This is a genomic window from Pontibacillus chungwhensis (genome assembly GCF_030166655.1).
Taxonomy (GTDB): Bacteria; Bacillota; Bacilli; order Bacillales; family BH030062; genus Pontibacillus.
In genome coordinates this window covers 633869-646650 of sequence record NZ_CP126446.1, presented here as the reverse complement: position 1 = coordinate 646650, position 12782 = coordinate 633869, and the positions used below count along the sequence as shown (strand labels likewise).

Below are 12782 nucleotides of genomic sequence, written 5' to 3'. Positions count from 1 at the left end.
CACCCCAAATCATCCCTAAACCACACAGACGCCCCCTTCACCGCATTACCATACTGACGCGTGCCAGACACCCTGCCATGCGTTAAAGCACGAACGCGTGTCAGACACGTATTCGTGCTTTAACGCAAAAAAGCAGAGACGTTTTACGTTAAGTAAAGGTCCCTGCTTTTTTTATTTAGGCTGTTTCTTGTTTTATGATTCGGTTAATTTCGTTTTTGTATAAATCTGAACGTCCGCCAAATATAGCTTGAATGTTGTGGTCTACCTTTACAACCCCGGCTGCTCCTAAAGCTTTCAAATGATCTTCGTCAATTTTCTCACGATCACTGACTTCCACACGCAGGCGAGTAAAGCACGCATCGATGTGTTTTAAATTCTCCTGACCTCCAAGAGCTTGCATGATAGCTAAAGCGGTTTCTTTATTGGCGCTTCCTTTTTCTTTCTTACCGCCTTTGTCATCGCCTTTCTTCTCATTATAATCTGCCCTAGTATAAAGCTTATTCTCTTGTCCACCACGCCCTGGTGTGGCAAGGTTCCATTTCTTAATGGCGAAAGAGAATGAGAAGAAGTAAATCACGAAGAATACAGCACCAAGAACCATGTTCATCCACCAATTTTCTGTCCCTGGTATCGCGTTCACAAGAACATAATCAATGAATCCAGAGCCCCCGGCCCATCCTAAGTGAACGTCGAGCATGTACGTAACAGCGTATGATACACCTGCTAGAAAAGCATGGAATAAAAATAGAAGTGGAGCTACGAATAAGAAGGTAAATTCAATAGGCTCCGTAATTCCTGTTAAGAACGCTGTACCGGCAGCCGCAATCAGCATCCCTTTCACAACCGGACGATTGTCTTTGTCTGCCTGACGATACATCGCAAGTGCCGCACCTAATAATCCGAACATAATAACTGGAAACTTACCGGCCATAAAGCGACCAGCTGTAACCTCTACACCTTCAGCAATTTGAGCTAAGAAGATATATTGGTCACCAGAAACCATTTGTCCGGCAACCTCTGTCGTTCCACCAAGGGATGTCCATAAAAACGGCGCATACCAAATATGGTGAAGACCAGTAGGAATTAAAGCACGTTCAAGAAATCCGTATAAACCAATATACAAAGGATTCGTTGCTCCGTTAGCGATCACATTGGCAACGGCATTAATACCACCTTGAATGGGTGGCCATACAACCATCATTGCCATTGCCAAGAAGATTGATGTAAATACCATAGCAATCCCAACCGATCGATCCCCTGCAAAGAATCCGAGTACTTCAGGTGGATCAAATTCGTGGAACTTGTTGTATACCCAAACGGCTAGAAGGCCTACAACAATTCCCCCGAGCACCCCTGTCTCGAGCGTCGGGATCCCAAGCGCCATTCCATACTCCCCGTTTTCAGCGACCTGTTCAGCTGTAATACCAAGGGCGAAGGAAATGGTTTTATTCATAATTACATAACCAAGAAGCGCTGCTAGTGCCGCAATGCCTGACCCTCCCGTCAGCCCTATCGCGACTCCAATGGCAAAGATCACAGCCAGATTATTAAAGATACTAATCCCAATATCAGACATCCCTTCGCCGATGAATTGCACAACATCATTTTGTAAAAACGTCACCGTATCTGCTAAAGGACCTGTAAGTGCCGCCCCAAACCCTAACAAGATACCTGCTGCCGGTAGAAGCGCAACAGGAACCATCAATGATTTCCCGAATTTCTGTAACGATCCAAAATATTTTTTCACGATTCCGATCCCCCTTTTTTAACGAAAACGCTTTCCTTGTTGGAATAAGAGAAGACCCGGGGTGTGGTCCGGGTCCGTTCCTTACTGCACGACCGCTTCTTGCTTACGTTTATGAAGTTCTGGCCAATACGCTTTATTCGCATCAATCAGATCATCTAAAATCTGTCTTGCTACCGGTGCATCTACTACTGTCCGGTTTAATGTCAGCGCCTGTAACGCTTTTTCATAACTATTCTCAAAGTACGCATCCACAACGAGCTGTTCATAAGCAAGCTGACCTTCGATTAGACCTTTGTAGAACGTCGGGATGTGTCCAACAGCAAACGGTTTCGGGCCACGGTTCGTCATCATAGCCGGCACCTCTACCATAGCGTCATCCGGAAGATTCGCAATGGTTCCGTTGTTCTCAACCATGACGATGAAAATATCTCCGTTATTATATGCCATTGAAGCCGCTACACGGATCATGTATCGACCGTGGATATCAACTTCTAATTCCACATTCGCAGTCGTTCCATCTGCCACAATCTGATCCGCTAAAGCGTGTACGCGTTCTTGGCGTCCGTTAATAACCTGACGAGCTCTCGTATTCTCCGGATCTTCTTTCTCTACCATTTCAGTTGGGTATAAGTAGTACTGAAGATACGTATTTGGAAGATAATCAGGGAAATCGTTAACCATACGCTCTACCTGTTTAAATGTCTTAATCCAAGAAGGGTCATTGGCAATCTCAGCGTCTTCTGGGATAAATCCATCTTCAGTAATCGCACGCTTGATGGTTTGAGTATGATCATTACCGTCTTTATCATAGATTCCTGTAAACCAGCCAAAGTGGTTTAACCCGAAGTATTCTGGCACAAGATCAAATACATCTTTTCCTAGAATCCCAGCGTAACTCACCATAATGGCTGCCGGCATATCACAAATATTTAATAACTTCTTATCGTTTGGAAATTCTCGTTTAAGGGCTTCTGCGACAATGGCAGCAGGGTTTGTATAGTTCAGAATCCAAGCATCCGGAGCATAGTGACGGATATCTTTCACGAGATCAATCATATCCCCAATGGAACGCAATCCATAAGCCATGCCCCCTGGCCCGCATGTTTCTTGTCCAACGGCATTGTACCGAAGAGGAATCTGTTCATCTTTCTCTCTCATTTGCAGTCCACCAGTACGAATTTGAACAAAGACAAAGTCAGCGCCCTTTAAGGCTTCTTCTTTATCCGTTGTATAGGAGAACGACTCTAGTTCTGGATATTTTTCGCGTAATATAATTTCAGTCGCTTTTGCAATCTGTTCTTGCCTTGCTCCATCTGTATCGTAAAACGTAATCGTTTTCAAAGGAAACTGTTCTTTTTCAGCGATTAAACTCATAATCATTCCGATTGTATACGTGCTTCCGCCACCTACGACGACTAGATTTTGTTTTTTCATCGTTATAACCTCCAAGAAAGGTATTATATTTGTATTAAAAATAACTTAATATGAATATAATACACATTTTTGAAAGCGTCAACATCTTTTGTCGAAATTTTTATCTTTTTCCGTTATAATGGTTTTATAGAAGAACTGGAGGAATCACGATGGCAGCCCCTTTATATAGACAAATTGCACACAAAATCAGAGAAGAAATAGAATCAGGAAACTGGAGGGAAGGCGAAGCGATTCCTACGGAGAAGCACCTTTCTGAACAATTTTCTGCTTCACGCGTTACCATCAGGCAGGCGATTAAATGTCTGGTGGAAGAAGATTTATTAAAACGCGTGCAAGGCAGCGGCACTTATGTAAATGAGAAGAAAATTGAACATAATATTTTTGAATTACAAAGCTTTACGGAAGAAATGAGACGTTTAAATAAAGAACCTATTAATCACGTTTTAAACTTTCAAATGATCGAACCTAGCGAGAAGGTAAGGGAGGTTCTACAATTATCAGAAGGGGAAAAGGTCTTTTATATCAGGCGACAGCGTCTGGTAGATGATACACCTTATGTATTAGAAGACACCTACCTTCCAGTCAACATGTTCCCTGACCTTTCCTATCAAATTATGAGCGGGTCTAAATACGACTATATTGAGCAGATTCGAGGGATGAAAATAAAAGAAAGCTTCCAAGAGGTCATCCCGATTCTGCCAGATCAGGAAGTTGCCACTTCTTTACGCCTTGATGCGACCACCCCTATCTTGAAAATTCAACTTCACAGTGTTTTCTACGATGGAACGGTATTTGAATACAGCGACATCTACTTCAAAAGCGACGAGTACAAGTTCACTCTACGCGCATCCAGACCCTAACAGCAGCAAACAAAGAACCTGATTCACTTCCCTTTGCGTGCCAGACACCCTTCACTCCGATAAAGGGTGTCTGGCACGCGATATAAAAAAAGCCGTTTCCCCCCATTAGGAGGAAACGGCTTTTTGATGTTCTAGATCTAATAAATGTTCTTTACGCTCAAGACCACCTGCATACCCGACAAGTGCTCCATTGCTTCCAATGACACGATGACATGGAAGAATAATCGAAAGAGGGTTTTTATTAACCGCTCCACCTATGGCGCGCACTGCCTTTGGTGCTTGAATCGCTAAAGCAATATCTTTATAGGAACGAGTTTCGCCGAAAGGAATATCGGCTAAGGCTTTCCATACTTTTTGCTGAAATGGAGTTCCATACAAATCAAGCTGGACCTCAAAGTGATCTCGTTTGTTTGAAAAGTATTCATCTAATTGCTTCTTTAACTGCTTAAATTGGGCTGGGTCGTGTACATATTCAATGTGTAAGAAGTATTTTCTGGCCCACGTGGTTTGCTTGGATTCCACATCTCGCAACGAACCATGGTCAATTCGGCAAAGACCTTTTTCCGTTGCCAGGAGTGTTAAAGGTCCAATAGGACTTTCCATTTCATCGTAATAAAGGAAGGAACCTTTCGTCATGTTTATCCCTTCTTTTACAACAGATTTTCTATTATTGTACATGGTATTCATGGATTGTAAAAGTGTTTTTCCACCATTTTTACATAAATAGATAGACTAATTTTAGGAGAAATTGTCGAAGACTAGAGCAAGGCTAAACCTTTATCCATTTCTTCAATCACTTCCTCATCTGTTTCCTTACCTTTTGCTTCGGTTATAGCAGTATATGCAGAAGGGTTCCCGATTTTTCCTAAAGCCCAAGCCGCTGTTCCTCGAATTACGGGACGAGGATCCTGGTTCATTAAACGCGTCAATTCCTCTATAGCCGTTTCATCCTTATAATGGGCAAGGGCAAGGATCGCATTCCGTTGAATGGGCTTCTTGCCTCGCCACGACCCAGACATCTGCCCGTAGGTTTCTTTAAACTCACGGTTAGAAATGGACAACAGCGGCTTCAAACTCGGCTTCACTCGCTCAGGATCTGGCTGAAACTCTGCGTGAATTAAATTGTGTTTCTTCTTGTTCTTTGGACAAACCGTCTGACACGTGTCACACCCGTATAAACGGTTACCAATGACACTGCGGTATTCATCCGGCAGAAAACCTTTTGTTTGAGTTAAGAAAGCAATGCATTTCTGTGCATTTAACTGCCCTCCCTCAATCAAGGCCCCTGTAGGACAAGCGTCCACACAAATATTGCAGTCTCCGCAAGAATCATCGACAGGTTCATCAGGAGGGAATGCAACGTTGGTCAACAGTTCGCCGAGGTACACATAGGAACCATACTCTTCTGTAATTAAGTTTGTGTTCTTACCGGTGAATCCAATACCCGCTCGCTCCGCAACAGCACGGTCAGATAGCTCTCCTGTATCCACCATGGACCGTCCATAAAAATCTGTTACGCGGCTTTCTAGATACTCTCCAAGTTTGGTTAAACGGTCACGAAGGACATCATGATAATCCTGTCCCCAAGATGCGCGACAGAATAACCCTCGTCGATCTTCTCTTGTACTTCTTGGTGCATCTTTCAATTTGGACGGATAGGCAAGCGCAATTGAAATAATCGATTTGGCTTCAGGCACGATCCGATTCGGTTCTGTTCGCTCTTCTATAGTCCCTTTTTCAAATCCAGACTGGTATCCAAGGTTCTGCTGCGTACGAAGGCGTTCCTTCAATTCAGTAAAGACATCTGGCGTTGTAAATCTAATCTTATCTATGCCAATTTCTTTCGCATAGGCTTTAACATCTTCTTTCAACTCGTGAAGGTCCATCTTCATTCCCTCCTTTCTTCCCAGTTATGATAATTGTTTTAGGAGAACTGATCGACTTTACTTGTTCGTAAACGATTTAAAGTAGCCGCGATCTCGTGGCGACGTGGCCTGGCTAGATCACCAGGATGCTGGTCTTTAAAGTCAGTAAACGATGCCAGACCTTTTTGATCAAGCTGAGCTTCAATTGCATCTAATAATTCCGGGAAACTCCGCTGGTCTTTCAACCAATTCTTCTGCTCTAGATGATGAAGAATTTCTGCAATCATTCTTGTTTGCGATCCGCTTACCAGCTGTTCCACATAATGGAGTGAAATCTCAGAACGTCCTAGGAGAATAAGCGTACGACCTTTCGCTTGCACTTTTGATTTCTTTCCTCTCCGGCTATCTAAGCTTCCAGGTAGAAAATGACGCTTTGGCATCGTCTTGAAGTGGTCTGCTTTTTCTTCATCCCGGTGGAACGGGTATTTCTGGGCAATTTCTTTCGCTTGCTCCGTGACGTTATAAGGGAGATATTGATCAAGCATGATCACATCATCCGCTGCATCAAAATAGTCACCAGAACCACCCATTACGAGGATGGTCGACACATTTACTTCATCCCGTAGACGTTTAATCTGATCAATAAATGGAGTAATAGGTTCTTTATCTTTCGCCACTAATTCTTGCATTCTTGCATCCCTAATCATAAAGTTCGTAGCACTTGTATCTTCATCAATCAACAAAGTAGAGGCCTCGGCTTCAATCGCTTCCATTACATTCGCAGCCTGAGACGTGCTTCCACTGGCGTTTTCTGTCGAGAAGCGCACTGTATCTTCTCCATGCGGTAAATGATTAATAAACGGTGATATGTTAACACCAGATACCTGACGTCCATCTTCAGCCCGAACTTTCACAGCATCCGGATCCGTCAGTACATATTCACGGCCATCTCCCTTAATATGAGGATACACCCCTCGTTCAATAGCTTTCAATAGGGTACTTTTTCCGTGGTAGCCCCCACCAACAATAAGAACGATTCCTTTTTTCAGCGCCATTCCCGTAATCGGTTCGTTTCGATGCGGAATGGTGAAAGAAACGCGGTTCTCCTCAGGACTTGTGAACGGAACTGCCTTTTTCATCGGTCTGTTACTAATTCCACTTTCGCGAGGAAGAATGGATTCATCTGCAACAAATGATATCCAATCCTCTTCTTTCATCTTAGCTCTGATGGCATCATGCTGATCTGCTAACTGAGCTGCTGCTTCAAAATCCTGATCTTTCATCATCAGTAAGGACTGTTTAAGAACGGAAGGAAGCACTTGTAAGAATAATTTTTCCGCTTCTTTACCATTTATGCGACGCCCGTTCGCTGGCAGTCCAATCGATAAGCAAATCTCTGTTTGCTTTTCTGTTATGGAAACCGCTGTTCGCTCAAGGATTTCCTGTCCGGGAGCATCGATCGAAATTGCCCCACTCTTACCGGATCCTCTAATTGCTGTTTTATCCTTTGCGATCGCCCGTGCGACGTGGCGAGCCACAAGGTCTTCTATATACGTCAATCGAGTCGACGTCTCCATCCACTCGCTTGCAATTTTATATTCATTTGATGGGACAATTAGTCTGATTTTAGACGGAGCCGCAAACGGGTCACCCTGCACGTAGTCAATAGCTACCGCATGCGTCTGAAACGTATATCTTCCTTGAATGTCTTTATACGCTTTATAACTCTTCCCATCAATTTGCTTTAGTTTCTGCTGTAAATCTTTCATCCAAATGGCACCCTTTCTTGTTTGGTCATGATTATTACAAAAGGGCAGAATTCCCCTTATAACCAATGTAACCTTTTTGGACAATATAAAAACGCAATGCTTCGTTTCCACACCTTTAAACGAAACACTGCGTTGGCAACATAAATTATGGAGCGGGTGATGGGAATCGAACCCACGACATCAGCTTGGAAGGCTGAGGTTTTACCACTAAACTACACCCGCATTGGCACCAATGCTTAAGTTATTTATACTAAGCTTGTAGTATTAATTATGTGCTGAAATCAGCTACAAAAATTATATTAACAAATCCTTAACAATTCAGCAATAGAAATTTAAAAAAATTGTCGAAAACCCGTAATTTTTCTGTTTAGTTATGATTCTTTGAATCTTTCTTATAGTGTATACAAAAAGAGCAACTATTAAACCTAATAGTTGCTCTTTAGTAAAGATTTCGCATGGTTTAGTTGTTTTTTTACTTGATTGGGTGCCGTTCCACCTATACTCCCTCGTGCAGACACGACTTGTTCCGGACGCAAAGCCTCATAGAGATCTGAATCAATAAAAGTAGAAAAAGATTGATATTCTTCTAGACTCAGATCTAGTAAGTTTTTCTTCTGCTGAATAGCTGACAGGACGATTTTCCCTGTTACTTCATGAGCTTGCCTAAAGGCCATCCCCTTTGTCACCAAATAATCAGCCAAATCCGTTGCATTGGAATAGTCTTGTTTTACCGATTCATACATCTGCTCTTTCTTAACAACCATAGTCTCAAGCATTGGTGCCAATATAGCCAAACTCTTCTCCAGGGTTTCCACTGTATCAAACATACCTTCCTTGTCTTCTTGCATATCTTTATTATACGTAAGTGGTAACCCTTTTAGCGTTGTTAACAGCCCCATCAGATGGCCATACACTCGCCCTGTCTTCCCTCTTAAAAGTTCAGGCATATCCGGATTTTTCTTCTGAGGCATCATACTAGATCCTGTACAGAAAGCATCATCGAATTCCACAAAATTAAACTCTTGGCTTGACCAGATAATCATCTCTTCGCTCAGACGGGAAATATGCATCATAAGGATAGACGCATTGCTCAGAAATTCTACTATAAAGTCCCGGTCGCTTACAGCATCCATACTGTTCGGATAAACTTCTTTGAACCCTAATAGATCAGCTGTGAACGCCCGATCAATTGGAAATGTCGTTCCTGCAATAGCCCCGGCCCCAAGGGGGGATACGTCAATTCGTTTCAGACTATCCTCTAATCGACCTGCGTCCCGCTGAAACATCCAGAAATAAGCGAGTAAATGATGGGCAAATGAAATGGGCTGCGCGCGCTGAAGGTGCGTATATCCAGGTACAATCGTATCAATATGAGATTCCGCTTTCTCGCATAAAACAGTCTGGACATCGTTCAGAAGACTGCTTATATTCTGTACCTTCTTCTTCAAATATAAGTGCATGTCTGTAGCAACCTGATCATTCCGACTTCGCGCAGTATGAAGTTTACCAGCGAGTTTGCCTATTTCTTCATGAAGCAACATTTCCACATTCATATGAATGTCCTCATACTGGGCTCTGAGCGTCGCTTCTCCTGATGCCACCTTCTCATGAACCGTCTTTAACCCTTCAGTAAGGGTTTGCGCTTCTCCCTCTTCTATAATTTCACACCGAGCAAGCATAGCTACATGAGCAAGGCTTCCTTCAATGTCCTCGTCGAGCAATGCCTGATCAAAGCAAATCGAAGCATTCATTTCCTCTACGAGCTGATTTGGACTTGTGGTAAAGCGTCCTCCCCATACTTTTGATGACATGTTATTTCCCCCTCAGACGTTCACTTTTGTTTTCTGTTTCTTAGCATATACTTTAGATGGCAATCCCCACAATTTAATAAAGCCGACAGCTGCATCGTGGTCAAAGGCATCCCCTTTAGAGTAAGTAGCTAATTCTTCGTCGTATAAACTCATTTCCGCTCTCGTACCGACAACGACCGCCTGACCTTTAAAGCACTTCACTTTCACATCTCCCGTTACGTTCACTTGAGTCTCTTCATGGAAAGCTAGAAGCGCTTCACGCAAAGGTGAATACCACAATCCTTCATAAATCATCTCTGCTAGTTGTTGCTCAGCTTGTGGTTTAAACTTAGCTACATCTCTTGTATGAGTAAGGTGTTCTAATTCCTTGTGAGCTTGAATCAGAATCATGGCTGCAGGACATTCATAAACCTCACGTGATTTAATGCCCACAAGACGATTCTCTACGTGGTCAATACGCCCAATACCATGCTCTCCGCCGAGGATATTTAGCTTTTCAATAATGTCGACAAAAGACATTGCTTTCCCGTTTATACCAACCGGTTTACCCTTTTCAAATGAAACGACAATCGTTTCTGGCTCATCAGGCGTAAGGTGAATAGGAGCCGTCCATTCATATGCTGCTTCCGGCGCCTCTGTCCAAGGGTCTTCAAGCACCCCCGCTTCACAAGCCCGTCCCCAGATGTTCGCATCAATCGAGAAAGGATTCTCATCTGTTATCGGTATATTTATGCCCTTTTCCTTGGCATAAGCAATTTCTTCATCCCGTGTCATCTTCCACTCTCGAACGGGTGCAATCACTTCAAGATCTGGGTCTAATCCCTGAATAGCAACTTCAAACCGAACCTGATCATTTCCTTTCCCTGTACACCCATGAGCGACCGCCTCTGCGCCCTCTTGATGAGCAATCTCAACAAGTTTTTTGGCAATCAATGGACGAGACAGTGCTGATGACAATGGATACTTCCCTTCATACATTGCATTTGCTTTTAACGCAGGCAAAAGAAAATCTTCCGCTAACTCTTCTTTTGCATCAATCATAATCGCCTTTACAGCTCCCACATCTAACGCTTTCTGACGGACCGCTTCCATGTCTTTCCCTTCCCCCACACTAAGACCAAGCGCAATCACATCGTATCCGTACTTCTCTTGAAGCCATTTAATTGAAACGGAAGTATCTAACCCTCCGGAATAAGCTAACACACATGTTTTGTTCATCATAAGTCCCCTTTCCTTCTCCCTTGGTTATTATATTATGTATGATTATAACGCCAAAAGTATAAGTATTCAATAATTATGAATAAAAACTTTAAAAACAGACTTTTTATTCATTTTAACGTATAAAAAACCATCCATAAGATTTAGTTTATGCCAGACTGTTGACAACGTTTTGATTTATCTATATATTTTGCACTAAGGAAACTTTTATAGCTCGAGTTAATTTTTTAAAAAACACGCACACTTTTCTACTTCGCTCATATCTTTATAGAGCTAACGAAAAGTCATTTTTTTAATTATTTTTTTGCATAAAGGAAACTTTTATTAACATGTACAAAAAGGGAGGACATAGGAAACATGAAGAAATTAATAACCATAGCATTCCTAACAATGATTGCTTTAGTTGGGTGTAATGCTTCAGACGACACATCAGGAGATGAAAAAGTAAAGGTTGTTACTACCATAGCTCAAATCGGTGATATTGCTGAAAACATAGGCGGTGAACATGTCAATGTTAAGAGCTTAATGGGGCCTGGAACGGACCCGCATACGTATAAAGCCACTACGAGTGATATTGAAAACTTACAAAAAGCGGATGTGATCTTCTATAACGGACATCACTTAGAAGGCCAAATGAACGATGTATTCGCAAAAATGCGCTCCGAAAAACCTACGCACGCTGTAGCAGAAGCCATTCCAGAGGATATGCTTGATGCTGACCCGGCCAACCCGGACATTCCAGATCCTCACGTCTGGTTTGATATTAACTTATGGAAGTATGCTGTTGACGAAGTGACCAAAGGTCTTAGCGATTTAGACCCTGAAAACCAAGCGTATTATGAAAAACAAGCAGAAAAATATAAACAAAAATTAGACGAAACGCATACTTATGCTAAAGAGCAAATTTCTCAAATTCCAGAAGAGAGCCGCGTACTCGTCACCGCCCATGACGCGTTTCATTACTTTGGTAAAGCATATGGACTAGAAGTGATGGGACTGCAGGGATTAAGCACAGAATCAGAATATGGATTAAAAGATGTGCAGCGTATTATCGATACCGTTTCTGAGAGAAATATTAAAGCAGTCTTTGTAGAAAGTAGTGTAAACAAAAGGTCAATTAATGCTGTAGTAGAGGGTGCTAAAGCAGAGGGTCATAACCTAAAAATCGGCGGAGAACTTTATTCCGATGCGATGGGCCCAGCTGATACTGAAGAAGGAACCTATATTGGCATGTTCAGACACAATATCGAGACGATTGTAAGTGCATTGAAGTAATAAATTTGTTTCTGTACCTTCAGCCTTACCAAGAAAGGAGATGCTTATATGAAAGCTATCGAAATTCAAAACCTGGCTGTAACCTATGAACGACAGCCCGTCCTAGAAAATGTGAATTTCACCATTCCAGAAGGAACGTTAACTGGAATTATCGGACCAAACGGGGCAGGAAAATCCACCTTAATTAAGTCGATTCTGCATCTGATTCCTCGTCTATCAGGGGATGTAACGGTGTACGGGAAACCATATAAAAAACAGCGTAATTTAATTGGCTACGTTCCACAGAGAAGTGAAGTAGATTGGGATTTCCCCACAAATGCATTAGATGTAGTTCTCATGGGCCGCTATGGCCATATTGGTTGGATCCGTCGCCCAAATAAAAAAGAAGTACAATTCGCCTATGAGTGTCTTGAAAAAGTCGGTATGAAAGAATTTGCTAACCGACAAATTAGTCAACTATCTGGAGGACAACAGCAGCGTGTTTTCTTAGCCCGTGCACTAGCACAAGATGCTCAAATTTATTTCATGGATGAACCATTCGCAGGCGTAGACGCCGCAACGGAGAAAGCCATTATGAAGCTGCTACAAGAATGGCGTGAACAAGGCAAAACAGTCCTGGTCGTCCATCATGACCTGCAGACTGTAAAAGACTATTTTGACCATTGTCTGCTGCTTAACAAAACCCCAGTGGACTATGGACCAACAGAGAGTGTTTTCACGCTTGATAACCTGGAACGAACTTATGGAGGAGCCATATCCTTTTTAGGAAATGGTCCTATTCTTACCCAAGGAGGATAATATTC

The 12782-nt window shown here is 42.5% G+C and carries 10 protein-coding genes and 1 tRNA gene; 3 read left to right on the top strand and 8 right to left on the bottom strand.

All coding sequences use genetic code 11. The features are described from left to right. Window positions 1-175 precede the first annotated feature (175 nt). Window positions 176-1747 (bottom strand): PTS transporter subunit EIIC, encoded by a 1572-nt coding sequence (locus QNI29_RS03310; protein WP_231418465.1) that lies wholly within the window; start codon window positions 1745-1747, stop codon window positions 176-178. Between the two features lie 81 nt (window positions 1748-1828). After that, window positions 1829-3181, bottom strand: coding sequence for a 6-phospho-alpha-glucosidase (locus QNI29_RS03305; RefSeq protein WP_231418464.1), 1353 nt, complete (start codon window positions 3179-3181; stop codon window positions 1829-1831). Window positions 3182-3330: 149 nt separating this feature from the next. Here QNI29_RS03305 and QNI29_RS03300 point away from each other — a divergent pair, with 149 nt between their 5' ends. Further along, window positions 3331-4041 (top strand): UTRA domain-containing protein, encoded by a 711-nt coding sequence (locus QNI29_RS03300; RefSeq protein ID WP_231418463.1) that lies wholly within the window; start codon window positions 3331-3333, stop codon window positions 4039-4041. Between the two features lie 105 nt (window positions 4042-4146). On the opposite strand, the gene QNI29_RS03295 is transcribed toward QNI29_RS03300, so the two are convergent. From QNI29_RS03295 to QNI29_RS03270, 6 genes are all read right to left on the bottom strand, one after another. Beyond that, a complete protein-coding gene (locus QNI29_RS03295; RefSeq protein WP_284526765.1) occupies window positions 4147-4719 on the bottom strand; it encodes a methylated-DNA--[protein]-cysteine S-methyltransferase in 573 nt (190 codons plus the stop codon). 80 nt (window positions 4720-4799) lie between these two features. Beyond that, window positions 4800-5927, bottom strand: coding sequence for a tRNA epoxyqueuosine(34) reductase QueG (gene queG / locus QNI29_RS03290; protein ID WP_231418462.1), 1128 nt, complete (start codon window positions 5925-5927; stop codon window positions 4800-4802). Between the two features lie 38 nt (window positions 5928-5965). Beyond that, entirely contained in the window at window positions 5966-7675 is a 1710-nt protein-coding gene (locus tag QNI29_RS03285; protein ID WP_231418461.1) for an ABC-ATPase domain-containing protein, read from the bottom strand. Between the two features lie 148 nt (window positions 7676-7823). Then, a tRNA-Gly gene (locus QNI29_RS03280) sits at window positions 7824-7897 on the bottom strand. 203 nt (window positions 7898-8100) lie between these two features. Then, window positions 8101-9486 carry an argininosuccinate lyase gene (argH, locus tag QNI29_RS03275; protein ID WP_231418460.1) on the bottom strand — a complete coding sequence of 462 codons (1386 nt, stop codon included), beginning with the start codon at window positions 9484-9486 and terminating at the stop codon, window positions 8101-8103. Between the two features lie 12 nt (window positions 9487-9498). Next, the gene (locus tag QNI29_RS03270) at window positions 9499-10707 is read right to left on the bottom strand and encodes an argininosuccinate synthase (protein ID WP_231418459.1); all 1209 of its coding nucleotides are present in this window, start codon (window positions 10705-10707) and stop codon (window positions 9499-9501) included. 354 nt (window positions 10708-11061) lie between these two features. Between QNI29_RS03270 and QNI29_RS03265 the strand changes: the two genes are divergently transcribed. Next, complete coding sequence (locus tag QNI29_RS03265) at window positions 11062-11979, top strand: metal ABC transporter solute-binding protein, Zn/Mn family (RefSeq protein WP_231418458.1); 918 nt, start codon at window positions 11062-11064, stop codon at window positions 11977-11979. 48 nt (window positions 11980-12027) lie between these two features. After that, on the top strand, window positions 12028-12777 hold the full coding sequence (locus QNI29_RS03260) for a metal ABC transporter ATP-binding protein (RefSeq protein WP_231418457.1): 750 nt from the start codon (window positions 12028-12030) through the stop codon (window positions 12775-12777). Window positions 12778-12782 lie beyond the last annotated feature (5 nt).